At 68.3% G+C, this 21,288-nt stretch carries 29 protein-coding genes; 16 read left to right on the top strand and 13 right to left on the bottom strand.

Translation table 11 applies throughout. The features are described 5' to 3' along the window. The first annotated feature begins 9 nt into the window (after nt 1-9). Nucleotides 10-489, top strand: coding sequence for an MEKHLA domain-containing protein (locus tag EJE94_RS10430; protein WP_121241215.1), 480 nt, complete (start codon nt 10-12; stop codon nt 487-489). On the opposite strand, the gene EJE94_RS10425 is transcribed toward EJE94_RS10430, so the two are convergent. Together EJE94_RS10425 and EJE94_RS10420 are read right to left on the bottom strand one after the other, a co-directional pair. Beyond that, nucleotides 481-1,074 carry a histidine phosphatase family protein gene (locus EJE94_RS10425; protein WP_121242221.1) on the bottom strand — a complete coding sequence of 198 codons (594 nt, stop codon included), beginning with the start codon at nt 1,072-1,074 and terminating at the stop codon, nt 481-483. The genes EJE94_RS10430 and EJE94_RS10425 overlap by 9 nt on opposite strands. Nucleotides 1,075-1,103: 29 nt before the next feature. Then, entirely contained in the window at nt 1,104-1,502 is a 399-nt protein-coding gene (locus EJE94_RS10420) for a bacteriohemerythrin (protein WP_121241213.1), read from the bottom strand. 282 nt (nt 1,503-1,784) lie between these two features. Between EJE94_RS10420 and EJE94_RS10415 the strand changes: the two genes are divergently transcribed. Together EJE94_RS10415 and EJE94_RS10410 are read left to right on the top strand one after the other, a co-directional pair. Then, complete coding sequence (locus tag EJE94_RS10415) at nt 1,785-2,234, top strand: rhodanese-like domain-containing protein (protein WP_121241211.1); 450 nt, start codon at nt 1,785-1,787, stop codon at nt 2,232-2,234. 12 nt (nt 2,235-2,246) lie between these two features. After that, complete coding sequence (locus EJE94_RS10410; protein WP_121241209.1) at nt 2,247-2,495, top strand: hypothetical protein; 249 nt, start codon at nt 2,247-2,249, stop codon at nt 2,493-2,495. On the opposite strand, the gene EJE94_RS10405 is transcribed toward EJE94_RS10410, so the two are convergent. Beyond that, the gene (locus EJE94_RS10405; protein ID WP_121241207.1) at nt 2,492-3,718 is read right to left on the bottom strand and encodes an MFS transporter; all 1,227 of its coding nucleotides are present in this window, start codon (nt 3,716-3,718) and stop codon (nt 2,492-2,494) included. The two genes, EJE94_RS10410 and EJE94_RS10405, sit on opposite strands and share 4 nt — an antisense overlap. Before the next feature lie 75 nt (nt 3,719-3,793). Between EJE94_RS10405 and EJE94_RS10400 the strand changes: the two genes are divergently transcribed. Continuing rightward, complete coding sequence (locus tag EJE94_RS10400; protein ID WP_121241205.1) at nt 3,794-4,453, top strand: NAD(P)H-dependent oxidoreductase; 660 nt, start codon at nt 3,794-3,796, stop codon at nt 4,451-4,453. A 6-nt stretch (nt 4,454-4,459) separates the two neighbouring features. On the opposite strand, the gene EJE94_RS10395 is transcribed toward EJE94_RS10400, so the two are convergent. Continuing rightward, on the bottom strand, nt 4,460-5,152 hold the full coding sequence (locus EJE94_RS10395) for an SDR family oxidoreductase (protein WP_121241203.1): 693 nt from the start codon (nt 5,150-5,152) through the stop codon (nt 4,460-4,462). A 40-nt stretch (nt 5,153-5,192) separates the two neighbouring features. Here EJE94_RS10395 and EJE94_RS10390 point away from each other — a divergent pair, with 40 nt between their 5' ends. Both EJE94_RS10390 and EJE94_RS10385 read left to right on the top strand, forming a co-directional pair. Further along, nucleotides 5,193-5,567: a cupin domain-containing protein gene (locus EJE94_RS10390; RefSeq protein WP_121241201.1), complete on the top strand. Its 375-nt coding sequence runs from the start codon at nt 5,193-5,195 to the stop codon at nt 5,565-5,567. Beyond that, nucleotides 5,564-6,031 (top strand): SAM-dependent methyltransferase, encoded by a 468-nt coding sequence (locus tag EJE94_RS10385; RefSeq protein WP_121241199.1) that lies wholly within the window; start codon nt 5,564-5,566, stop codon nt 6,029-6,031. Before EJE94_RS10390 ends, EJE94_RS10385 begins: the two co-directional genes overlap by 4 nt. Before the next feature lie 11 nt (nt 6,032-6,042). On the opposite strand, the gene EJE94_RS10380 is transcribed toward EJE94_RS10385, so the two are convergent. Continuing rightward, on the bottom strand, nt 6,043-6,246 hold the full coding sequence (locus EJE94_RS10380; protein ID WP_121241197.1) for a hypothetical protein: 204 nt from the start codon (nt 6,244-6,246) through the stop codon (nt 6,043-6,045). Nucleotides 6,247-6,562: 316 nt separating this feature from the next. Between EJE94_RS10380 and EJE94_RS10375 the strand changes: the two genes are divergently transcribed. After that, on the top strand, nt 6,563-7,096 hold the full coding sequence (locus EJE94_RS10375; protein WP_121241195.1) for a lipocalin family protein: 534 nt from the start codon (nt 6,563-6,565) through the stop codon (nt 7,094-7,096). A gap of 4 nt (nt 7,097-7,100) precedes the next feature. On the opposite strand, the gene EJE94_RS10370 is transcribed toward EJE94_RS10375, so the two are convergent. Then, nucleotides 7,101-7,376 (bottom strand): GIY-YIG nuclease family protein, encoded by a 276-nt coding sequence (locus EJE94_RS10370; protein WP_121241193.1) that lies wholly within the window; start codon nt 7,374-7,376, stop codon nt 7,101-7,103. Beyond that, nucleotides 7,373-7,981, bottom strand: a complete 609-nt coding sequence (locus EJE94_RS10365) for a DUF4126 domain-containing protein (protein WP_121241191.1) — start codon at nt 7,979-7,981, stop codon at nt 7,373-7,375. Before EJE94_RS10365 ends, EJE94_RS10370 begins: the two co-directional genes overlap by 4 nt. Before the next feature lie 128 nt (nt 7,982-8,109). Here EJE94_RS10365 and EJE94_RS10360 point away from each other — a divergent pair, with 128 nt between their 5' ends. Then, nucleotides 8,110-8,778, top strand: a complete 669-nt coding sequence (locus tag EJE94_RS10360) for a hypothetical protein (protein WP_207855902.1) — start codon at nt 8,110-8,112, stop codon at nt 8,776-8,778. Nucleotides 8,779-8,785: 7 nt separating this feature from the next. On the opposite strand, the gene EJE94_RS10355 is transcribed toward EJE94_RS10360, so the two are convergent. The 3 genes from EJE94_RS10355 to EJE94_RS10345 all read right to left on the bottom strand — a co-directional run bounded on the left by EJE94_RS10355 (nt 8,786) and on the right by EJE94_RS10345 (nt 11,253). After that, nucleotides 8,786-9,550: a hypothetical protein gene (locus EJE94_RS10355; protein WP_124962450.1), complete on the bottom strand. Its 765-nt coding sequence runs from the start codon at nt 9,548-9,550 to the stop codon at nt 8,786-8,788. A gap of 354 nt (nt 9,551-9,904) precedes the next feature. Beyond that, a complete protein-coding gene (locus EJE94_RS10350; RefSeq protein ID WP_121241185.1) occupies nt 9,905-10,666 on the bottom strand; it encodes a hypothetical protein in 762 nt (253 codons plus the stop codon). Beyond that, nucleotides 10,663-11,253, bottom strand: coding sequence for an RNA polymerase sigma factor (locus EJE94_RS10345; RefSeq protein WP_207855900.1), 591 nt, complete (start codon nt 11,251-11,253; stop codon nt 10,663-10,665). Before EJE94_RS10345 ends, EJE94_RS10350 begins: the two co-directional genes overlap by 4 nt. A gap of 144 nt (nt 11,254-11,397) precedes the next feature. Between EJE94_RS10345 and EJE94_RS10340 the strand changes: the two genes are divergently transcribed. Next, entirely contained in the window at nt 11,398-11,802 is a 405-nt protein-coding gene (locus EJE94_RS10340) for a hypothetical protein (RefSeq protein ID WP_124962449.1), read from the top strand. A gap of 16 nt (nt 11,803-11,818) precedes the next feature. Next, the gene (locus EJE94_RS10335; RefSeq protein ID WP_243642588.1) at nt 11,819-12,169 is read left to right on the top strand and encodes a phage holin family protein; all 351 of its coding nucleotides are present in this window, start codon (nt 11,819-11,821) and stop codon (nt 12,167-12,169) included. Here EJE94_RS10335 and EJE94_RS10330 read toward each other — a convergent pair. Beyond that, a complete protein-coding gene (locus tag EJE94_RS10330; RefSeq protein ID WP_165904807.1) occupies nt 12,166-12,870 on the bottom strand; it encodes a thiol:disulfide interchange protein DsbA/DsbL in 705 nt (234 codons plus the stop codon). The two genes, EJE94_RS10335 and EJE94_RS10330, sit on opposite strands and share 4 nt — an antisense overlap. Before the next feature lie 223 nt (nt 12,871-13,093). Here EJE94_RS10330 and EJE94_RS10325 point away from each other — a divergent pair, with 223 nt between their 5' ends. From EJE94_RS10325 to EJE94_RS10315, 3 genes are all read left to right on the top strand, one after another. Beyond that, entirely contained in the window at nt 13,094-13,390 is a 297-nt protein-coding gene (locus EJE94_RS10325; RefSeq protein WP_121241177.1) for an HU family DNA-binding protein, read from the top strand. A 105-nt stretch (nt 13,391-13,495) separates the two neighbouring features. After that, nucleotides 13,496-14,467: a helix-turn-helix transcriptional regulator gene (locus EJE94_RS10320; RefSeq protein WP_121241175.1), complete on the top strand. Its 972-nt coding sequence runs from the start codon at nt 13,496-13,498 to the stop codon at nt 14,465-14,467. Between the two features lie 25 nt (nt 14,468-14,492). After that, on the top strand, nt 14,493-15,401 hold the full coding sequence (locus EJE94_RS10315; protein ID WP_121241173.1) for a patatin-like phospholipase family protein: 909 nt from the start codon (nt 14,493-14,495) through the stop codon (nt 15,399-15,401). On the opposite strand, the gene EJE94_RS10310 is transcribed toward EJE94_RS10315, so the two are convergent. Continuing rightward, entirely contained in the window at nt 15,352-16,779 is a 1,428-nt protein-coding gene (locus EJE94_RS10310; RefSeq protein ID WP_243642587.1) for a 3'-5' exonuclease family protein, read from the bottom strand. The two genes, EJE94_RS10315 and EJE94_RS10310, sit on opposite strands and share 50 nt — an antisense overlap. Then, complete coding sequence (locus EJE94_RS10305; protein WP_207855898.1) at nt 16,742-17,446, bottom strand: DsbA family oxidoreductase; 705 nt, start codon at nt 17,444-17,446, stop codon at nt 16,742-16,744. The genes EJE94_RS10310 and EJE94_RS10305 overlap by 38 nt, the downstream gene beginning before the upstream one ends. 142 nt (nt 17,447-17,588) lie before the next feature. Here EJE94_RS10305 and EJE94_RS10300 point away from each other — a divergent pair, with 142 nt between their 5' ends. From EJE94_RS10300 to EJE94_RS10290, 3 genes are all read left to right on the top strand, one after another. Further along, the gene (locus EJE94_RS10300; RefSeq protein WP_165904806.1) at nt 17,589-18,737 is read left to right on the top strand and encodes a GNAT family N-acetyltransferase; all 1,149 of its coding nucleotides are present in this window, start codon (nt 17,589-17,591) and stop codon (nt 18,735-18,737) included. Between the two features lie 19 nt (nt 18,738-18,756). Then, on the top strand, nt 18,757-19,692 hold the full coding sequence (locus EJE94_RS10295) for a recombination-associated protein RdgC (RefSeq protein ID WP_243642586.1): 936 nt from the start codon (nt 18,757-18,759) through the stop codon (nt 19,690-19,692). 67 nt (nt 19,693-19,759) lie between these two features. Beyond that, nucleotides 19,760-21,256, top strand: coding sequence for a type IV pili methyl-accepting chemotaxis transducer N-terminal domain-containing protein (locus tag EJE94_RS10290; protein WP_121241167.1), 1,497 nt, complete (start codon nt 19,760-19,762; stop codon nt 21,254-21,256). The last annotated feature ends 32 nt before the right edge of the window (nt 21,257-21,288 follow it).

Below are 21,288 nucleotides of genomic sequence, written 5' to 3'. Positions count from 1 at the left end.
GACGCCGCCATGGAATTCGACCGCGGCGAACCCGACGAAGGCAACGGTTTCCAGGCCGCCCATGCGGAACTGATCGCTTCGAGTCATCTGCGGCTGTTGCGACGACCGCTGCTGCCCGACGGCGGGGATGACGGCGACACGGCGAGGCGCCTCTACCATGCGCCCTTCGTCATATTGGCCCACGACGCGGCGCCCGACCCGGTGTTCTTCTACGCCAACCTGGCGGCGCAGGAATTGTTCGAGATGTCCTGGCAGGAAATGGTGCGGCTGCCCTCGCGCCAATCCGCCGAGCCGCTCGCCCGCGAGGAAAGGCAGCGCCTGCTGGCGCGCGTCGCCCGCCAGGACTACATCGACGACTATGCCGGCGTGCGCATCGCGTCCAGCGGCAGGCGTTTTCGCATCGCCGGCGCGACGGTATGGAATTTGATCGACGCGGGCCGCACCGTCGGCCAGGCCGCGGCCTTCGGCGACTGGATCGCGCTAGCCTGAACCGCGGATTTCCTGGGCGGTCGCCTCCAGCCACAGGCTGGTGCCGTGCTTGCGCTTGGAACCGAGGATGGCGTTTCGCGGCAGGCCCTGGATGTGGCGCGTGATGACGTCCATCACCCAGCCGTGGATGATCACCAGCACGCGCTCGCCGCCGTGCACCGCGCCGATCGCCAGTATCGCCCCGAGCACCCGGTCGGCGAACTCATCCATGGATTCGCCCGCGTCGAAGACGGTGGCGGGATTGCGCCTGAGTATCTGCTGCAGGAGTATCGGGTTCGACTCGCCCACTTCGAGCTTGGGAATGCCCTGGATCGCGCCGAAATGCCTTTCCTTGAGGCCCACGTGGCAGAGCGGCGGCGGCAGGCGCAGGGCCCGCGCGATGATTTCCGCGGTTTCCAGCGCCCGGCTCAACGGGCTCGACCAGATCGCCGAGAACCCGGCGTCGGCGAAGGCCGCCGCCATCTCCCGCGCCTTGCGCCGGCCGCCATCGTTGAGCGGGACGTCGATCCAGCCCTGCAGGATGCCCGCGGCGTTCCAGTCGGTTTCGCCGTGGCGGGCGATGCAGACCTGCGCGGGGGTTTCCACGACTCGCGCCTGCCGCGCCGCAGCCGAACTCAGGGTTGGCGCGGCGGCGCCCACGCGGCGAAACGGGCATCGCGCGTGGCGATATGCTGGCGTAGGAAACCGTCGATGGCCCGCGCCTTTTCGAGCATGAGCGCGGGCTGCCCGGCCCGGTGATGAGAGAGGATGGCGTCGAGCTCATCCATCGCGCGGATGTGGTCGGCGACGTGGTCTTCGTAGTCGTCATAGCTGGCGAGCCGCATGAGCAGCTCCTCCGACATGAAGTGCGCCGAGGTGTAGGCGAGCAGCCGATCGAGGATCTCCTCGACCTTTGACGCATCCTCGCCGCGTTCGACGGCGTTGCAGAGGGCTTCGACCAGTCCCGTCTGCACCTGGTGCTCGCGGTCCATGACTTCGCCTGCCGCGAGTTCATTGCTGGAGGAATGGGGCATGATGAGCCTCGGAGGATTGGACACGGCCAAAGTATAGAACGGTCGATCCCGACCCGGCCTCCGGCGATGGCATTCGGATCCCGACGGCCCCACCCGTGAGCCGCCAGGATTCGAATTCGGTTTAGCGAAAATGCGTCGAAAGCTTGCACCCGGACGGCGGAATCCGAAGGCGCGAACATGCAGGAAAATTCACCGGATGGCGCCGTTTAACGTGGCGATTGCCCAGCCGCCAGGTTTTTCCTAGACTGTTCCAACCTCTCGCCTCTCATCGGAATATCAGCCATGTCCAAAGGACTCGCACCATTTCTCGTCATCGCCCTGCTGCTTCCAGCCGCGACTTGGGCGCAGAACTATCCGCCGTCCGTCACCGAACTGGTCGCCAAGGCCAGGAAGCAGGTCAAGACCATCGACGCCAAGACCTTCAAGGCGACACTGGACAAGAAGGGCGCCGGGCTGATCGTGGATGTGCGCGAGCCGGCGGAATTCGCCGATGGCCACGTGCCGGGCGCCATCAACCTGCCCCGCGGCCAGATCGAGTTCAAGGTGTGGCCGCACCTCGGCCATCCGGAGAACCTCGACACCCGGAAGAAGATCACCGTCTATTGCAGCACCGGCTCGCGCAGCATCCTCGCGACGAAGGCCCTGCAGGACCTGAAACTGGGCAACGTCACCGCCGTCGACATGAAGTGGGAGGAATGGACGAAGGCGAAGTATCCGGTCGTCACCGAGTAAGGAGCGCGAGCCATGCTTGATCCGAACACCGTCGCCCTGCTGAGCCAGCTCGGCATCAGCCCCGAGACCGCGGAAGCCGCCGCCGCCAGCATGGTGCTGCTGACGGTGCTGACCCTCGCGGCCGCGATCCCCACCGTCATGCTGGCGAAGAAGAAGGGCCGTTCGGTCGCGCTCTGGCTGGTGTTCGCACTGAGCATTCCGCTGCTGCCGCTGCTGCTGGTGTGGCTGCTGCCGGCGGTGAAGCGGCCGCCGGCACTCTAAAGCGGGCCTTCCCGCCGCACCGCCTTCATGCCGATGTTTCGCGCCGCCCAGCCGACGGCGAGGGTGCCGAGGCCGCAGGCGAACAGCGCCGGCTGCACGCCGATCGCGTGCGCCAGATGGCCGACGGCGAAACTGCCCAAGGGCGCGATGCCGAGAAAGGCCATGGAGAAGATGGCCATCACGCGGCCGCGGTAGACGTCCTCGACCTGCATCTGGATCAGGGTGTTGCTGCCGGCGATGACGGTGATGATGGCGAAGCCCATCACCATGACGATGGGAAAGGCCACCGCCAGCAGTTGATTGAGGGCGAAGGCGGTGAGGCCGGCGCCCGAGACGAGCACAGCGACCCCCACCCGGCGCGGCAGCCGTTCCGTGTGCTTGCGGCTGGCGAGATAGAGCCCGGCCAGCAACGAACCGGCCCCCGCGCTGCCGATGAGCAGGCCGTAGGTGCGGGCGTCGCCGCCGAAGATCTCGCTGGCGAAGAGCGGCATCAGCACGGCGTAGGGCGTGACGAGGAAACTGACCGCCGCGACCATGAAGAGGCGCGGCCGGATGTCGGCATGGCTCCAGACGTAGCCGACGCCCTCGCGGAAGGCTCGCCACGCCGGTGTATCGTGGGGCACGTTGGCCTTGGCGTCGATGGCCAGCAGCGCGACGATCACGGCCAGGTAGGAGGTGGCGTTGATGGCGAAGCACCAGGCCTCGCCGATGGTGGCGACGGCAAAACCGGCGAGTGCCGGGCCGACGAAGCGGGCGCCGTTCATCAGCATCGAATTCAGGGCGATCGCGTTGGCCAGGTCCTCGCGCCTTTCGACGAGTTGGGCCGAGAACGCCTGCCGCGCCGGCAGGTCGAGGGCGTTGATGCTGCCGAGGACGAAGGCCAGCCCGATCAGCCATTCCGGCGAGGCGCGGCCGGCGAAGGTCAGCCAGGTCAGCGCGACGGCCTGCAGCATGGAAAGGAACTGCGTGACGATGAGGATGCGACGGCGGTCGAAGCGGTCGGTGAGCACGCCGGCGAAGGGGCCGAACAGCAGGATCGGGATCTGGCTGGCGAAGCCGACCATGCCGAGCACGGCCGCCGAGTTCGACAGGCGGTAGGCGAGCCAGATCATCGCGATCTGCTGCATCCAGGTACCGGCGAGCGACACCAGCTGGCCGGCGAAGTAGAGCCGGTAGTTGCGCGAGGCCAGCGCCCGCGCGAAGACGGTCGAGAGGAAGCTCATCGCTGCAATTATCGCCGATGCGTTACGGCGACCCCGACGTAAAATCCCGCCGCCACGACTTTCCGGAGCCTGATCATGACCACCCGCGACGATGTCCTGTCCGCCTTCCGCTTCCGCCACGCCTGCAAGCAGTTCGACCCCCAGCGCAAGATTCCCGACGCCGACTTCGACGCCATCCTCGAGTGCGGACGGCTGTCGCCGAGTTCCTTTGGCCTCGAGCCGTGGAAGTTCGTGGTGATCCAGAACCCCGCCCTGCGCCAGAAGCTCCTCGCCACCGTCTGGGGCGCGCAGGGCACGCTGCCCACGGCCAGCCACTACCTCGCCCTGCTCTACCGCAAGGACATGCGCTTCGACTCGGCGCACGTGCGCCACATGATGACCGACGTACAGAAGCTCAACGACGACGTGCAGCAGGCCAAGCGCGCGCGCGTCGGCAAGTTCCAGCAGACCGACCATCACGTCCTCGACAGCGGGCGCCAGCTCGAAGACTGGGCGGCCAAGCAGACCTACATCGCGCTCGGCAACTTGATGACTGCGGCCGCGCTGCTCGGCATCGATTCCTGCCCGATCGAGGGCTTCGAAATGGCGGGAACGGAGGCGATCCTGCAGGAGGCCGGCGTGCTCGACACGGGCGAGTTCGGCCTCGCTGTGATGCTGGCCTTCGGCTACCGCATCAATCCGCAGCCGGCCAAAACGCGGCAGCCGCTCGCGGACGTGGTGAGTTGGGTGCGCTGACGGCCTTCAGCCGCCGGGCGCCGTCAGCGCCTTGCCGTTGTCGGCCGCGCCGAGCCTGAGCAGGAAGGGCGCGGCGGTCTCGGCCCATTCGTCGGCCGTCGGGTAGTGCCCGGCATCGGCGCCGAAGCAGCTGCGCAGCATCGCCGTGTCAATGATGCCGGGATTGAGCGGGACCGCCGCCATGCCGCGCGGCAGCTCCTGCGCCAGGGCCCGCGTCATGCCTTCGATCGCCCACTTGGTGGCGCAGTAGGGTGCGACCTCGGCGTCGGTCGCACGACCCCAGCCCGAGCTGAAATTGACGATCACGCCGGACTTGCGTGCGACCATCGCCGGCAGAAAATGTCGCAGCACGTTGGCCACGCCCTTGATGTTGACGTCGATCACGTCGGAGAACTCGGCGGCCGGCACCTGCCACAGCGGGGCGTTGCGGTTGATCAGCGCGGCGTTGTTGAGCAGCAGGTCGGGCGCGCCGACGGTGTCGATGACCTTCTGCGCCCAGTGGGCGACCTGGCGGTCGCTGGCGACGTCGACGACCTGGAAGTGGCCCTGCTTGCCGATCTCGCGGCGCAGTGCTGCCAGCGCTTCGGCCGAGCGGCCGCAACCGACGACGACGTGGCCGCTCGCGGCGAATTTCAGCGCCAGCGCGCGGCCGAGCCCGCGGCTGACGCCGGTGATGAGGATGGTGCGTTGTTGGGGCATGGCAGGCTCCGCCGCTATACTCGACGGCCGGAGGATACCAATGAAGACCCGCTACGCCGACATCCCGGCCTACGTCACCCGGGACGGCTCCGAAATCCGCGAACTGATGCACCCCTCGCTGCACGGCGGGCGCCGGCAGAGCCTGGCCGAGGCGACGGTGCCTGCGGGCACGCGCACCCTGCTGCATCGCCATGGCATGACCGAGGAGATCTACCACGTCACCGCCGGCAGCGGCCGCATGACGCTGGGCGCGGACACCTTCGACGTCGCCGCCGGCGACAGCGTGCTGATTGCGCCGGGCACGGCGCATTGCATCGAGGCCATCGGCGCGGTGCCTCTGCGCATTCTCTGCTGCTGCAGCCCGGCCTACGCCCACGAGGACACCGAACTGCTCGAGGCCGAGGTAAAGCGATGACACGCCGCGCCGAAACGAAATCGGCCTGCCGTCACCTCGCGGCCGCGCTGCTGCTCGGCCTGATCGCCTGGGCTCCACCTGGCCTCGCCGCCGAGCAGGTGCAGGCGACGCCGGCGTACACGGTGAGCCCGGTCGGCTGGATCAGGAAGAGCGGCGGCAAGACCTTCATCGTCATCGACAAGCGCTACCAGCCGGCTCTGCTCGGCGTCGACGAGTTAAAGACCATGTGGGTGTTCTACTGGTTCGACCGCAACGACAGCCCGGAGAAGCGATCCATCCTCCAGGTCCATCCGCGCGGCGACAGCAGCCGCCCGCTGCGCGGCGTGTTCGCCACGCGCTCGCCCTTCCGCCCCAACCTCATCGCCCAGAGCAGCGTGAACGTACTGGCGGTGCACGACAACGTCATCGAGATCGACGGCATCGACGCCTATGCCGATACGCCGGTGCTGGACCTCAAACCCTGAGCGTGGCGGCTTCAGGCCGCGATCTTCTTGCCTCGCTTGGCTTCGGCGGCGGCACCGGCGTCACTCTCATCGGCCTCGCTCGCATCGTCGTTTTCGCTGAAGCGGACGATGCGCACGCCGGGGGGAAGATCGGCCTTGCGACGCGAAAGCTCCATCAGCCAGCGGTTTCCCGGCGGCATGAGGACGTCGATCAGGCTGATGGCTTGCTGGTTCATTTGCTGCTCCTGCGTCTCTTCGCTGAAATTGGCGTCTTCCCGCCACCATGGGAACTCGTGCTTAGCGGCCCAGGTAGCGCCGTGAATCGGTAAGGAACTTCTGAATCGCGTCTGACTCCATTCGTCTCTCCGTCGTTGTTGTTTCTCGAATGTCTAGGTAGATGGGGCCGCGGGAGAATGGTTCAACGCCGATTTGCAACAACATGTTTCAAATGGCCGACGCCTCGATCCAAATGCAGGAATAGACGGGGAAAAGTACCCGATACACGGTACCGGATTCATGCATCTCCCTCTGTCTTTCGTATAAAGTTCCGCCATGTTCCATTCCGTCGCGTCGCGCCTGCTTTTCCTCGCCCTGGCCTGGCTTCCGCTGCCCGCTCACGCCGAAACTGCGGTGGCCTCCGTGGCCCAGGTCGACATCAGCCGCTACGTCGGCAAGTGGTTCGAGATCGGTTCCTTCCCGATGTTCTTCCAGCGCGACTGCGTCGGCGACACCACGGCCGAATACGCGCTGGCGCCCGACGGCAGCGTCAGCGTCACCAACCGCTGCCGCACCGACAGCGGCTTCGACGAAGCCAAGGGTTCGGCCACCGTAGTCGAGGGCAGCAACAACGCCCGCCTCAAGGTGTCCTTCTTCTGGCCCTTCCGCTCCGACTACTGGGTGATCGGGCTCGATCCCGACTATCGCTGGGCCGTGGTCGGCAATCCGAACCGGCGCTTCCTCTGGGTTTTGTCGCGCACGCCGCAATTGCCGCAGGAAATGCTCGACGCGGCCCTCAAGGCGGCGGCCGACCAGGGCTACGACCTGAAGCAGCTGCGCTACACGGCCCAGGGCGACAGCGCCCGCTGAGATCTCACGCCACTTTGCTCATCCGCGCCGCGTAAGCGAGCTTTTCGGCCGGCATCAATCGCTTGATGCGGTATTCGGCCTTCGCCGCCGCCGAGCGATCGGGATGGACCTCGCTTCCCAGCAAGCGCAGCGGCGGGTGCGAGCGCGTGTAGCGGGCGCCCTTGCCCGCCGCGTGTGCCGCATAGCGGGCCGCGACATCGGTGGTGATGCCGGTGTAGATGCTGCCGTCTCGACATTCGATCAGGTAGACGAACCAGGTCCTGGGCGCGGACTCCGTCATCGCTGCTGCCGTGGCCGAGCGACGACGCGACGGCGTATCACCCCGAGTGCCAGCCGCGCCACCTTCGCCAGCACCCAGACCAGCAGCAGCAGGAACGGCGCGAAGGCGAGCAGGAAGACGATCGGATGGGCGATGGCCAGCACCAACAGGCCGAGACCGAGCCCGTCCTCGGCGAGGGAGGCGAGCCAGTTGCTGAACGGTTCGGGCGAGAGATTCAGCGTGGCACGGGTGCCCATCTTGGCGACGTGCGTGCCGCCGGCGAGCACGCCGCCGAGCAGCGCCGCTGCGGCGACCAGGCCGCTGTCGAAATTGGCCAATGCCAGCGCCGCCAGCAGCGCGCCGCCGGGCACACGGACGAAGGTGTTGAAGGCATCCCAGAGAGAATCCACCAGTGGAATCTTGTCGGCCGTGAATTCCAGCGCGAACAGCAGTCCGGAAACGGCGACGACGGCGGGATGGCACAGCAGGCGCAGCTCGCCCGGCAATTCGATGACGCCGAGACTGCCGAGCAGGCCGACGAAGAACACCACGCCATAGAAGCGCAGGCCTGCGGCCGCCGACAGGGCGGCGGCCAGGGCGAAGGGCGCGAGAACGTCGGGGTTCATGGTGCGGGATAATAGCGCCCCACCCCTGTTCCGTTTCCTTCCTCGCGGCCGTGACCCACGCCCCCTCCCTTCCGGACGATCCCCTCGCCCCACTGGTGCCACCCGAGGACCAGCGGCAGGCAGCGCGCATGGCCCATGATGCCTTCGCCCGCCTGTTTCGCCTGAGCGTCGAGGGCAAGCCGGCGGCCCTCGCTGCGGGCGTCGCGGAACTCGAGATCGGCTGTCGCGAATGGTGCTCGGCGGCAGGCAGCGAGGAGGCTCGCGCCCTGCGCCAGGCGCTGCTCGCCAGCGGCATCGATCAATGGGCGCTGGCGTACTCGCAGGCCTTCGAGCTGACGCAGCTGCCGGGCCCGAGCGCCCTGCTCGGCGCGCTGCGCGCCGGGCTCGATGTGGTCGCCGATGCCCGCTTCCAGCAGCAGTTCGAGAGCGTGGAGCGCGAGGAAATGCATGCGATCGACTTCAAGGTCGAGTTGCGCCGCGCCATCCATCTGGCGCTGTGGCACGCGATGGCGGCCTGCGACGATCGCGCCGAAGCCGCACGCATCATGCGCGGCCTGGGCGGCATGATGCTGGCGCTGATCGAGCGCATGCCCCTGGTCGGCTGGCGACTGGTGGCCGATGCGCTGGCTCACGTCCAGATCAGGCTGCTGAGCCAGAACGCGCCCCTGCCGCAGGAAACGACGCAGCGATTGTTCGAGTCCCTGCGCCTGTCCCTGCCGGCGCAGCGCCACCGCGAGATCCTTGCCGCAGCCGGCCAGGCCGTGCTGGCCTGGCAGCAGGCGCGGCGACCGAATTGAGCGCCGCTCACCCGCGCGGGTCGGGGACGAAGCCGCCGGGGAAGGGCTGCGGCAGGCGCGACGGTGACGGCACGATGCCACGCGCGACGAGATTGCGATAGGAATCGTAATGGATGGTGATGGTCTCGACCGGCCGCGTGCTTTCGCGGCGGAAATCCGTGTAGCGCGTCCCTTCGGCGATGCGTTCGCCGTGGCCGGTACCAAGGCGATCCGCGAGCGCCGCGCTCCTGCTTTCCTGCGCGGCGGCGGGCGCTGCCGGCACCGCGCGCGCGGCACCGAGCGTTTCCGATTTCGCCAGCGCGGGCGGCTGTTCCTCGACGCGCGGCTCGACGCGCTCGCGGAACACGGCGACGCCGATGACGCCGACATGGTCGGGGCGATCGGTGCGGGCGGCATAGGAGTCGGGCAGCGCCGTGAAATAGAAGGCGGCGACGTCGTCCATGCTCTTGCGCCAGCCGCTGATCTCGGCGCTCGACCCGGCATCGAGCACGTAGCCCGACTGCCGCGGCGCGGCCGTCTGCCCGGTGACGGCATTGACGCCGTCGACCGAAAGCACGGCGAGCACGCGGGCGCCGCTGCGATTGCGCAGTTCGACGGCGTAGCGATCGCCCGGGGTCCCGGCGACGTAGAGGCGGCCGCCATGGCGGTAGGTGGTCATGCGCTCGCCGCTCGAGCGGTTGATGACGGCGACGTCGAGCAGGGCGCCGGCGTCGGCGATGTTGGCGCAGCCGGTGAGCCAGGTGGCAGCCAGCAGGGTCAGCAGTTTTTTCATGTTCTTCTCCTCGAAAAAGGGGGCTTGCACTCCCTTCAACGAGGCGCGGCGACGAACGGGGTTAAACCGCGTTCGCCATCGGCCGGCCTAGGGCCTGTTCACAATCATGCGGCGGATGGCGTTGAGGCCGGAAGCGGATGACTGCGAGGCGGAGGGTGCAGCCAATGGTGATCCCTTGGCAAGCCCGACAACGTGGCAGGCGCCGCTTCCGGCCTCAACCCGCAGGGCTGGGACAAATCCGGCGCGCTGCAGCGTTGCGGCTCCTTGCGAGGCACACGCATCGCCGCGTCGCCGCGCCTTGCATCGCATCCGGATTTGTCTCCAGCGCCACCGTCGCTTGATTGTGAACAGGCCCTAGCGCTTCAGGTCGTCCGGCAGGACGAAGTCGGGATGGGCCCGCCGGAATTCCTCCAGTTGCGCCTGCGCCTCGGCCGCGCGGCCCTCGCGGCGCAACCGGCGGATCTCTTCCAGCCAGGCCTCGGGCGAACGCGCTGCCGGGGCGGCCGCCTTGGCTTCGCGTTTCATCTGCACCGCCGCCGGAGCCACGCGATCGGCCATAGCACCCTCGGCGGCCGGCCTGGCCTGGAGTGTCTCGACGCTGCTGCGCTGCTCGGCCGCCGCCGGCGCCGCTGCGCCACCGAGCACGGGCGGCGAGATTGGCTCAGGCGCTGTCGCGGCGGGTGCGGCGGCCTCGGCTGACCGTGATCGCTGCGGCAGCGCGTCGCGCCGTATCGCCGGCGCCGACTTTTGCGGCGGCGGGGCCACCCTCTGCGGCTGCGCTTCGTCCGCAACGGCCGGCGGCGACTTTTCCGCCGCAGGCTCGTCGACTCGCGCGGGCGCGGGCACGGCCGGCGGCGCCGGTTCGATATCGCGCGCCCGCTCCCGCTCCACCAGCAAGGTGAGAGAGAAGGTCAGCACCAGCGTGGCGAACACGCCGACGGGCAGGCGCCAGCGCTCCCACCAGGGCTGCGGTCGCAGCGCCGCGGCCGGCCGTTCGGTCAGCGCCTCGTGCGCGGCGGCGCGGATGGCCGCGTCGAGCACCGGCGGCGGCTCCGCCTTCGCCCCCTCGCGATAGAGCGCGGAAATTTCGCTGTCCTTGATCGGATCGTTCGTCATCGCCAGTGTCCCAGTTGGCTGCGGAGCTTGACCAGCGCATAGCGCAGGCGGCTTTTCACGGTTTCGCGGCCGGTGCCGGTGGCCGCGGCGATTTCCTCGAGCGTCATCCCGCCCTCCTCCGCCATCAGGAAGGCGTCCCGCTGCAGCGTTGGCAGCGCCTCGATGGCGGCGATCAGTTGCGTCGCCAGTTGCGCGCGTTCCGCTCGACGCTCCGGGTTCTCCTCGGGCGCGGCGCTCGCCGTCACCAGAACATTCACCGGCTCGTCCTCGGGGTCCGTCGCCTCGAAGTCGGCCGCCGTGTCGACGATCTCGCGCCCGAGGCGGCGCCAGTGATCGACCAGGCGATTGCGGGCGATGCGGAACAGCCAGGTCGAAAACCTGGCCGTCACCTCGTAATGCCCGCGTGCGCCGATCACCCGCATCCAGATGTCCTGGTAGATCTCGTCGGCGATCGCCGCCGCGCCGACCTGATGCAGCAGATAGCGATAGAGCCGACCGCGCCACCGCTCGTACAGCAGGTCGAACGCGGCCGCATCACCGTCGCGATAGGCGAGCATCAGGGCTTCGTCGCTGCGGGGATCGCTCACTTGCTGCATCAAACGTCCGGTGGGAGCTGGCGGGGTCATCTGTGCGCGGATGATGCCCGGATTACGGCTTCTTGTGCTTTTCCTTGCCGTGGCAGTCGTGATGCAACAGAATAAACGCAGCCGGTTCCGGATAACATTCCCGACATGACCACTTCTCGACGTAAGCGACAAAAAATCGATACTCTCGATCTGCCACTCGATGATGCCAATTTAACGTTGCCGGCTGCGACTATTCCGAATCGCAGGGGTGCGACGACGAAGAGCAAACCCGTCAAAGGCAAGCGAACGCAAACCGGCAGCAACCCGCAGGCCTTCCTGCCGGGGATGTCGCGCCGCGGACGCCCTCGCGCCAAGGTCGCGGTAGCGGCGAGCGAACGCGCGGCGAACAGCCGCCGCCGTCGCCTCGCCACGGGCGCGAAGCGTGTGGAGCTCGTGCTCGATGCGGACACCCTGGGTAAGCTCGATGGCCTCGCCGACCATCTCAAGGAATCGCGCGCCGGGGTCGTCAACTGGCTGGTCGCCCGCGCCGCGGCCCGGCTGCTAAAGTAGCCATCCAGAGAGATCAATGATGATGATGCGCCTGCTGACCTTCTGGGCGGTCAACACCCTGCTGTTGTGGACCGCCGCCGAATTATTCGACAGCGTCCGTTACAGCGGCGCGACGCCGCTGCTGTTGGCGGGCCTGCTGTTCGGCATCGCCCACACGGTGATCAAGCCGGTGCTGGTGTTGCTGACGCTGCCGCTCACGGTGCTGACCCTCGGTCTGTTCCTGCTGGTGATCAACGCCCTGCTCCTGCTGCTGGTCGCCGCCGTGGTACCGGGCTTTCAGGTCGGCGGCTTCGGCGCGGCGATGCTCGCCGCCTTCTTCATCTCCTGCCTCGGCCTGGTATTGAACCTGCTGTTCGGTCGACGCTAGCGGCGACCGGCGCGGCGTTCCTCCTCGACACGCCGCACCAGCCATTCGACGACAGCGATGGCATCGGCCTGGCTGCCGCCGACATGGCCGGCCGAAGTCAGGTAGCGGCCATCGACCAGCAGCGTCGGCACCTCGGCGATGAGGTAGTGCGAAGCGAGGTCGCGCGCGCGGGCGACGCCGGCGCGGACCCTGGGCGAGCGCATCGCCTTCTCGAAACGCGCCCGCGGCACGCCCTCGTCGCGCAGGAACTCCGCCATCTGCCCCACCGTCTTGAGCTTCACGCCGTCTTCGTGGATCGCCTGAAAGACCGTCGCGTGCAGCCGCTCGACCAGGCCCAGTTCCTCCAGTGCGAAATAGAGCCGGTCCTGCGCGGCATAGGCGGAATTCAGCGCCAGCGGCAGCCGCACGAAGCGCACCCGCTCGCGCTGCCGCTGCGCCCATGGCTCGATCAGCGCGGTCAGCGCGTTGCAGTGCGGGCACTGATACCAAAAGAATTCGGCGACCTCGACGCGCCCATCGGCACCCGGGCCCCCACGTTTGGCCGACGGCTCGACGACGTCGTAGTCGAGGCCCTCCTCGGGTGCCTTCGGCGCGGCGCTCGCCGGCAGCACCAGACACCACAGGAGCAGAAGCAGCCATCGCGCGCCAACACCCGCCAGCCGTTCCAGCTCCGCCGCGACACCCGGATTCCTTGCCACCATGTTCGCTCCCTCTTGCCGTTCAATGCCCGAAAAAACCAGCCGGACCCTGCCAAGATCGAGCCTCATCCTACCGCCGACAGGTCTCGCCGCGGCGTTGCCCTGCGGCAACGCACAACAAAAAAATCCCGACAAAGTGCATGAAGCCTCACAAAACCTCGCGGGAGCGGGTATAGAATCGGCTCGGCTCAGCGCCATACCTGATTTTCACACCGGAGGAATTTGCATGAACAAATCGGAACTGATTGAAATCGCCGCCAAGGAAGCCGACATCAGCAAGGCCGCCGCCGAGCGCGCCCTGTCCGCCATGATCGGTGCCGTAGTCAAGACCGTGTCGAAGGGTGACACCGTTGCCCTGATCGGCTTCGGTACCTTCAAGTCCGCGAAGCGCGCCGCCCGTACCGGCAAGAACCCGAAGACCGGCGCCGCCATCAAGATCCCGGCCACGACCGTGCCGAAGTTCTCCGCCGGCGCTACCTTCAAGGCCGCCGTCGCTGGCAAGAAGGCCGCCAAGAAGAAGTAATACCCGCAGCATCGCGACCGCCCGGCCCGAACGCGTTTCCGGCTGGGCGGTTTGCGTTTACGGCCGTCACTCTCCGCTTTCTCGCGCAAGCTCACACAAGCTCCGATGGACCGCACCGAGCGCTTCTACAAGATCGAACAGCTGCTGCAGGAGCGCAGGTTCGCCACCTTCGCGCAGATACAGACGGCCCTCGGCGTCTCCCGCGCCACCGTCAAGCGCGACTTGCAGTACCTGCGCGATCGCCTGCATGCCCCGATCGTCTACGACCGCGACAACAACGGCTACCACTTCGCGGCGCCGGACCGCGATGCGCCGCGCTTCGAACTCCCCGGCCTCTGGTTCAACTCGTCCGAAATCCACGCGCTGCTGACCATGCAGAACCTCCTCGAGGATGTGCAGCCGGGACTGCTCGGGCCGCACATCGCGCCGCTGCAGGCCCGCCTCAAGAGCCTGCTCGGCAGCCAGGAGGATGCGCCGGAAGAAATCGCGCGGCGCATCCGCATACTCCATGCGGCGAAGCGCCAATCCGATCTGAAGTGGTTCGAGCTGATCGCCTCGACCCTGCTCAAGCGCCGGCGCCTGCGCCTGCGTCACTGGAACCGTGCCCGTGACGAGGAGACCGAGCGAGAGGTCTCGCCGCAACGCCTCGTTCATTACCGCGACAACTGGTATCTCGACGCCTGGTGCCACCTGCGCAAGGAGATCCGCAGCTTCGCCGTCGATGCCATCCGCCACGCCACGCCGCTCGAGCAGCGGGCGAAGGAATTATCCAAGCGCGATCTCGACGCGACGCTCGGCGCCGGTTACGGCATCTTCTCCGGCGCCAAGGTGCAGTGGGCGAAGCTGCGCTTCACGCCCGAGAGCGCCCGCTGGGTGGCGAGCGAGCAGTGGCATCCGCAGCAGAAGGCATCCACAGACGCCGCCGGCCGCTACCTGCTCGAACTGCCCTATTCCAATCCGACGGAACTGGTCATGGACATCCTGCGCCACGGCGCCGGCGTCGAGGTGCTGGCGCCGCCCGCGCTGCGCGCGACCGTGCGGCGGGAACTTTCCGCGGCGGCCGCGGCCTATGGCTGATTCCTTTGCAAGCTGCCGCCACCCCATGAACCCGCTGCGCCGCCTCGTCGCCACCCTTCTCCTGTCCCTGCCGCTGGCCGGCTGCGTCGGCCTGCCACAGCAGCCCGCGCCGACTCCCGTGGCGATGCCCGCGCCGCGTCCGGCCCCCAAGGTCGCGCTCGCGCTTGGCGGCGGCGCAGCACGCGGCTTCGCCCACATCGGCGTGATCAAGGCGCTCGAGGCGCAGGGCATCGTTCCCGACATCGTGGTCGGCACCAGTGCCGGTGCCGTCGTCGGCAGCCTCTATGCCGCGGGCAAGAACGGCTTCGAACTGCAGAAGCTCGCGCTGCAGATGGAGGAAGGCCAGTTCAGCGACTGGTCGCTGCCCGATCGCGGCGTGCTCAAGGGCGAAGCGCTGCAGTCCTTCGTCAATCGCGCGGTCGGCGGGCGGCCGCTGGAGAAGCTCGGCAAGACCTTCGCCGTGGTCGCCACCGACCTCGGCAGCGGCGAGGCGATCGTATTCCGCACCGGCGACACCGGCATGGCGGTGCGGGCCTCCAGCGCCGTGCCCGGCGTGTTCCAGCCGGTCGCCATCAATGGCCGCGAATACGTCGACGGCGGGCTGGTGAGCCCGGTGCCGGTGCGCATCGCCCGTTCGCTCGGCGCCGATTTCGTCATCGCCGTGGACATCTCGCAGAAGCCCCAGTACGGCAGGACGCAGGGTACCCTCGACGTGCTGCTGCAGACCTTCGCCATCATGGGCCAGAGCATCAAGAACCAGGAGCTGCCCGGGGCCGACATCGTCGTCCGTCCCCATACGCCGGAAATCCGCTCCACCGATTTCAAGGACCGGCATCTCGCCGTGCTCGAAGGCGAGAAGGCCGTCGCCGCCGTGCTGCCCGAGATCAGGACGAAGCTGGCCCGCCTGCGCGAGGAGCGCGTCGCGGCGAAGTAGCCAGCACGGGTTTCATTTTGCCGACCGCCTTGTGCAAGAGGCGATAGGTATCCCGATCGAAGCGCGGCTGCGCCGACTCGACGATGGCCCAGACCTCGCTCTCGCTGCGGGCCGTGCCCAGGTAGCACCAGCGGTCGACGATGTGCGCTTCCTCCCCTTCGCGCAGAATCGCGGGCCCGGCGAAGGGCCAGTCGACCATGCGCAGCCGCCCCAGGGCCGCGAGCAGCCGCGCGTGATGCGCGGTCTCCGACTCGGCGCCGACGCAGGCGCCGCGGCAGTTGTGCAGCTGGCGCGAAAAGCACGGCCGCCCCGGTGCCACCTTGTCGAGGCCGAGCAGCGCATGGCAGAGGCCGTGGGCATCGGCGATGTCGCGCAGCGCCGTCCGGGCTTCGCGCGCGCTCTTGAACGGACCGTAGAGCGGTCCGCCGCCACCGAAATCGGCGTCTGAAGCGAAAGCCAGTTGCGGCCGACCAACGTCGTCGAGGCGCCAGGCGCAGAGTTCCTCGTTGCGGCGCAGGCGGCGGTTGTGCAGGGGCTGCAGCTTCTTGATCAGATCGGCCTCGCGCAGCTGCGCGCCGATGTCGCCGGCGGTCTCCACCCAGTCGATGCGCCGCACCTGCTGCGCCAGCGCCATTTCCTTGCTCGAGGCGTGATCGGCGGCAAAGTGCGACAGCACCCGCTTCCTGATGTCCTTGCTCTTGCCGACGTAGAGCGGCAGCTGGTTCTCGCCGTAGAAGAGGTAGACGCCGGGACCTTCGGGCAGGTCCTCCAGGATCGCCGCGTCGAGATGCTCCGGCAGGCTGGGCCGCGCCAGCAAGGCCGCCAGCGCCGCCTCGAACGCTTCCGCCGCGATGCCCTGCTCGGCCTGGCGCCAGAACTGGTGGATCAGCCGCGCGTCGCCCAGCGCGCGGTGTCGCTGGCTGACGTCGAGGCCGTGGCGCTCGATCAGGGCGTCGAGGTTGTGCTTGTGGTGCTGCGGGAACAGCCGGCGCGAGAGCTTTACGGTACACAGCACCGTGGCGCGGAAGTCGTGGCCGGCGCGACGGAACTCGCTCTTGAGGAAGCCGTAGTCGAAGCGCGCGTTGTGCGCCACGAACAGCCGCCCCTGCAGCCGCTCGAGCACCTCGGCGGCGATCTCGGCGAAGGTCGGCGCCTGCGCCACCATCGCGTTGCTGATCCCGGTCAAGCGCTCGATGAAGGACGAGATCCGCGTCTCCGGGTTGACCAGCGTCGACCATTCCCGCGCACCCGCGGCGTCGACTTCGATGATGCCGATTTCGGTGATGCGATCGCTGGTTCCCGTCGCGCCGGTGGTCTCGAGATCGACGAAGACTATTCGTTCAGGCAGCTGCATCGGCGAGGTGGCGACGGATGGCATCGGCGAGAATCTCGGGCGTCTCGGCGCCGGAGATCGTGCTGCGACCGTCGAAAATGTAGGTTGGTACCGAGCGCACGCCGAGCTCGCGGACCCGCCGCTCCTCGGCGCGCACGAGTTCGGTGTCGATGTCGGATGCCAGGTAGGCGGCGACCTCCGCCGCCGGGTATCCGCACTCGACGGCGATGCGCTGCAGCACCGCCGGATCGCCGACATGCTCGCCGTTGTGGAAATTCGCGGCGAACAGGCGCTCGACCAGCGCATCGACATCGCCCCGTTGTTGCGCCCAGTGCAGCAGCCGGTGCGCCTGCAGGGTGTTGGCGCGCACGGTGATCTTCTCGAATGCCAGTTCGAGGCCGACGCTGCGCCCCGCCGAGCGCACGCGCTCCCATAGCGCCTCGACCGCGGCCGCGCCGCCGAACTTCTTCTCGAGGAAGGGACGGTAGGGCTCGCCCACGGGCGGCGTATCGGGGTTGAGGAAGAAGGGCAGCCAGCGCATGGTCACGGCAAGTTCCCGTCCCTCGGCGCGCAACAAGTCGAGGGCCCGCGCCATCCGGCGTGTGCCGACGAAGCACCAGGGGCAGACCACGTCGGAAACGATGTCGATGTTCAATAGGGTCATGGCGTCGCTCGGCGGATTGGGATTGGTCTGCAGGGATGGGGCGAACAATGAGGCGGCTCACCGGCCGGATCGAAGCTGGCGACGATCGCCGCGGGACTTGCTTTGGGGGAATGGCGACCACACATGGACTGGACTGCCGGAGGCTGAGGCTGGCAGTCTACCCTCGCCCGCGCCCATCCCCGACCCTGCCGTGAAAATCGCCACCTGCCCCGCCTTTGCCGAGATCGCCGACGATACCGCCGCCCTCGATGGCGACGGCGACCCCTTTCTCAACCCGGTCTTCCTCGAGGCCGCCGAAATTCACGGTGCCGCGGCCCGGCCCATGGGCTGGCAGCCCTGCCATATCGCGGCGCGGGCGGATGACGGCACCCTCATCGGCCTGCTGCCGCTCTACAGCCGCACGCACTCCTTCGGCGATTTCTCGCGCGACTACGGCTGGGCCCAGGCCTGGCATCAGCTCGGTCACGCCTATTACCCGAAGCTGGTGACCGGCATCCCCTACACCCCGGCGACGGGGCCGCGTTTCCTGCTGCGCGCCGATGCGCCGGCCGAGACGCGCCGCGCCCTCGTCGCCGCCGCCATCGACGCGGCGCGCGCCGCAGGCATCACCATGTGGCAGACGCTCTACGGCCGCGCCGACGATCTCGCCCTGCTCGAGGAAACGGGGAGCCTCCTGCGGCCCATCATCCAGTACCACTGGCAGAACCCGCCCGATCGCCAGCAGACCGCCTGGCGCGACTTCGCCGACTTCCTCGACGCCTTCACCTCCAAGCGACGCAAGGAAGTGCGGCGCGAACGCCGTCGTGTCGCCGAACAGGGCATCCGCGTCGAGGTGCTTCACGGCGATGAAATCGACGATGCTCTGTGGCCGGCGCTCCACCGCCACTACCGCACGACCTTCGAACGCTACGGCACGCCGCACGCCTTCGGCGAGGCCTTCTTTCGCGACGTAGCCGCCCGGCTCGGCCGCCGCTTCGTCGTTTTCGTCGCCTTTCGCGGCGACGAGGCGATCGCCTCCGCGATCTGCTACCGCAGCGGCGACACCCTCTTCGGCCGCCACTGGGGCGCCGATGCCGAGGTCGACTGCCTGCATTTCGAGCTGTGCCAGTACCAGGGCATAGCCTATTGCCTGCGCGAAGGCCTTCGCCTGTTCGAGCCGGGCGCGGGCGGCGAGCACAAGGTCAATCGCGGCTTCGTGCCGACGCGCACCTGGTCGGCCTACTGGATCGGCGAGCCGCGTCTGCGTGCCGCCGTCGCCGACTTTTTCGGGCGCGAACGGCGCGCCATCGACGACTTCATGGAATCATCCGGCGGCGACACGCCCTACCGCGCGGCATGAGGCACGCCGGCAAAGTAGAATGCCGGCCTTCTCCACGCCAACGATCGCCGCCGCCATGTGGTTCCGCAACCTCCGCCTCTACCGCCTGTCGCCCGCCTGGGACATGGACGCCCCCCGCCTCAACGCCCTGCTCGCCGATCATCCGCTGGCGCGCTGCGGCAGCCAGGACATGGTCAGCCGCGGCTGGGTCTATCCGCGCTACGAGGGCGAATTCGTCCATGCCGTCAATCGCTGCTGGCTGATCGCGCTAGGCGTCGAGCAAAAGCTGCTGCCGGCCGCGGTGGTGCGCGAGGCGACCAATGAACGCGCGGCCACGATCGAGGCCGAACAGGGCCGCAAGGTCGGCCGCAAGGAAATGCGCGACCTGCGCGAGCACGTGACGCAGGAACTGCTGCCGCGGGCCTTCACGCGCCGGCGCACGACCTGGGGCTGGCTCGACCCGGTCAGCGGCTGGCTGGTCCTCGACGCCGGCTCGGACAGCAAGGCTGAGGAGTTCATCGAGGCGCTGCTCAAGTGCGCGCCGGGCATGCCGCTGCGCCCGCTGCAAACCCAGGTTTCGCCGGGCACGGCGATGACCGAATGGCTCGCCGCCGGCGAAGGCCCGGCCGGCTTCGGCATCGACGACGAGCTCGAGCTGCGCCCGCCGACACCGGCCAATGCCGCCATCCGCTACGTGCACCTCGGACTCGAGGGCGAGGAGATCCGCGCCCACATCGCCGCCGGCAAGACGGCGACGAAGCTCGGCCTGACCTGGAGCGACCGCGTGTCCTTCGTCCTCACCGACAAGCTCCAGGTCAAGCGCCTCGGATTCCTCGACATCATCCGCGAGCAGGCCGCCGACGCCCAGAACGCCGACGAGCAATTCGACATCGATTTCACCTTGATGAGCGGCGAAGTCGCGCGGCTGCTCGGCGATCTCGTCCCCGCCCTCGGCGGCGAGGCGCAGTCCGATTAATCTGGCATACTGCCCCCGCCAAAAATAAGATTCGCTCCGCCCAAGACGGCGGTCCGGAAGGGGGATCATGCAGCACCATCGAAACAGCGAGATGCTGGACGCGCTGGCGTCCATCCCCCTGTTCACCGGGATCCCGGCCCGCCATCTCGGCGAGTTGGCGCATTCCACGCGGCGCGTCGGCTATGACAAGGGCCAGACCATCTTCCACGTCGGCGACGCGGCGCGCGAGCTGTTCTTTCTGCTCTCGGGCCAGGTCAAACGCGCGACCTTTTCGGTAGGCGGCAACGAAAGGGTGCTCGAGCTGGTCGCGCCCGGCCGCCACTTCGGCGAAGCGGAGTTGTTCGGCCCGCAACTCCATGCCTCCTTCGCCGTCGCGGTGGAGCCGAGCGTGCTGCTCTGCATCGGCGGCGACGGCGTCCGCCGTGCCCTCGAAGCGGTGCCGCTGCTGTCGCTGCGCATCATCGGCGCACTGGCCGGTCGCGCGCTCGCCGTCGAGAGCGACGCCAGCGCCAGCCACTTCCGCACCGGCTGCCAGCGCGTGCTCGACTACCTGCTGGCGCAGCTGGCGACGCCCCTCGCGCCGCAGGGCGAGACCACGCTGACGCTGGCGGCGAGCAAGCAGCTGATCGCCTCGCGCATCGGCATAACGCCCGAAACGCTCTCCCGGGTGCTGCGCGATCTCTCCGACGCCGGCATGATCATCGTCGACGGCCGCAACATCCACCTGCAGAACGCCTGCATCACCCGCCGCCTGGCCGAGACACGCCCCGAGCAGCCCGTGTTCCCGCGACGCTACGGCCAGCGCGACGGCAGCGGCACGGCCAGCCGCCGGCGCCGGCTGGTCGCGGCACCGACCACGCCCTGCGGCATCATCAACCTGGCCGGGCGCCAGCGCATGCTGTCGCAGCGCCTGGCGAAGTGCTGGCTGCAGCTCGGCCACGGCATTCAACCGGGCCGTTCGCGCAATGTCCTCGCCCAGTCGGCCGCGCTGTTCGAGGAGCAGATGGCGGTGATCGCGACGCTTGCGCCGAACGCGGATGTCCGCAGCATCCAGTCGCGGGTCGGCGAGATATGGAACAGCTACCGCAGGCTGCTCGCCCGCGATCCGGAGCCGAAGGCCGCGCGCGAACTGTTCGAACTGAACGAGATCCTGCTCGCCGCCACCGATGAAATCACACTGGCCTTCGAACATGCCGCCGACTCGCCGCACGGCCGCTGGGTCAACCTGGCCGGGCGTCAGCTCATGCTGTCGCAGCGCATCGCCAAGTTCTACCTGTTCCAGCAATGGGGCATCCACGTCGCCCGGAGTCGGGCCGGGCTGGCCGAGGCGATGCGGGAGTTCGCGACGGCACTGACGGAACTCGCCGTCCCGGCAAGGGCGGTGCCCGAGATCGAACACCAGCTGGAACGGGTGTCCCGGCATTGGCAGTTGCTGGAGTCCACCCTTGGCACCGCCGGCCCTGCCGACGAGAAGCGGCGCGCCACCCTCGTCGCCGCCGTCAGCGAGCGGCTGCTGCGGCAGACGGATGCTGCCGTGGGCCTCTACGAAGCCCTGTCCGCCTAGCGCGGGCGCATCGCGCCCCCTGCTCGCCGCCG

The sequence above is a fragment of the Sulfurisoma sediminicola genome, assembly GCF_003865015.1.
Classification (GTDB): domain Bacteria; phylum Pseudomonadota; class Gammaproteobacteria; order Burkholderiales; family Rhodocyclaceae; genus Sulfurisoma; species Sulfurisoma sediminicola.
This window is presented reverse-complemented; position numbering and strand designations above follow the sequence as displayed.

Coding starts and splice junctions, on each gene's coding strand:
- EJE94_RS10430 (WP_121241215.1), top strand. CDS start 10: ATGGAATTCGACCGCGGCGAACCCGACGAAGGCAACGGTTTCCAGGCC.
- EJE94_RS10420 (WP_121241213.1), bottom strand. CDS start 1,502: ATGCCCCATTCCTCCAGCAATGAACTCGCGGCAGGCGAAGTCATGGAC.
- EJE94_RS10415 (WP_121241211.1), top strand. CDS start 1,785: ATGTCCAAAGGACTCGCACCATTTCTCGTCATCGCCCTGCTGCTTCCA.
- EJE94_RS10410 (WP_121241209.1), top strand. CDS start 2,247: ATGCTTGATCCGAACACCGTCGCCCTGCTGAGCCAGCTCGGCATCAGC.
- EJE94_RS10405 (WP_121241207.1), bottom strand. CDS start 3,718: ATGAGCTTCCTCTCGACCGTCTTCGCGCGGGCGCTGGCCTCGCGCAAC.
- EJE94_RS10400 (WP_121241205.1), top strand. CDS start 3,794: ATGACCACCCGCGACGATGTCCTGTCCGCCTTCCGCTTCCGCCACGCC.
- EJE94_RS10395 (WP_121241203.1), bottom strand. CDS start 5,152: ATGCCCCAACAACGCACCATCCTCATCACCGGCGTCAGCCGCGGGCTC.
- EJE94_RS10390 (WP_121241201.1), top strand. CDS start 5,193: ATGAAGACCCGCTACGCCGACATCCCGGCCTACGTCACCCGGGACGGC.
- EJE94_RS10385 (WP_121241199.1), top strand. CDS start 5,564: ATGACACGCCGCGCCGAAACGAAATCGGCCTGCCGTCACCTCGCGGCC.
- EJE94_RS10380 (WP_121241197.1), bottom strand. CDS start 6,246: ATGAACCAGCAAGCCATCAGCCTGATCGACGTCCTCATGCCGCCGGGA.
- EJE94_RS10375 (WP_121241195.1), top strand. CDS start 6,563: ATGTTCCATTCCGTCGCGTCGCGCCTGCTTTTCCTCGCCCTGGCCTGG.
- EJE94_RS10370 (WP_121241193.1), bottom strand. CDS start 7,376: ATGACGGAGTCCGCGCCCAGGACCTGGTTCGTCTACCTGATCGAATGT.
- EJE94_RS10365 (WP_121241191.1), bottom strand. CDS start 7,981: ATGAACCCCGACGTTCTCGCGCCCTTCGCCCTGGCCGCCGCCCTGTCG.
- EJE94_RS10360 (WP_207855902.1), top strand. CDS start 8,110: ATGGCCCATGATGCCTTCGCCCGCCTGTTTCGCCTGAGCGTCGAGGGC.
- EJE94_RS10355 (WP_124962450.1), bottom strand. CDS start 9,550: ATGAAAAAACTGCTGACCCTGCTGGCTGCCACCTGGCTCACCGGCTGC.
- EJE94_RS10350 (WP_121241185.1), bottom strand. CDS start 10,666: ATGACGAACGATCCGATCAAGGACAGCGAAATTTCCGCGCTCTATCGC.
- EJE94_RS10340 (WP_124962449.1), top strand. CDS start 11,398: ATGACCACTTCTCGACGTAAGCGACAAAAAATCGATACTCTCGATCTG.
- EJE94_RS10335 (WP_243642588.1), top strand. CDS start 11,819: ATGATGATGATGCGCCTGCTGACCTTCTGGGCGGTCAACACCCTGCTG.
- EJE94_RS10330 (WP_165904807.1), bottom strand. CDS start 12,870: ATGGTGGCAAGGAATCCGGGTGTCGCGGCGGAGCTGGAACGGCTGGCG.
- EJE94_RS10325 (WP_121241177.1), top strand. CDS start 13,094: ATGAACAAATCGGAACTGATTGAAATCGCCGCCAAGGAAGCCGACATC.
- EJE94_RS10320 (WP_121241175.1), top strand. CDS start 13,496: ATGGACCGCACCGAGCGCTTCTACAAGATCGAACAGCTGCTGCAGGAG.
- EJE94_RS10315 (WP_121241173.1), top strand. CDS start 14,493: ATGAACCCGCTGCGCCGCCTCGTCGCCACCCTTCTCCTGTCCCTGCCG.
- EJE94_RS10310 (WP_243642587.1), bottom strand. CDS start 16,779: ATGCCATCCGTCGCCACCTCGCCGATGCAGCTGCCTGAACGAATAGTC.
- EJE94_RS10295 (WP_243642586.1), top strand. CDS start 18,757: ATGCCGGCCTTCTCCACGCCAACGATCGCCGCCGCCATGTGGTTCCGC.
- EJE94_RS10290 (WP_121241167.1), top strand. CDS start 19,760: ATGCAGCACCATCGAAACAGCGAGATGCTGGACGCGCTGGCGTCCATC.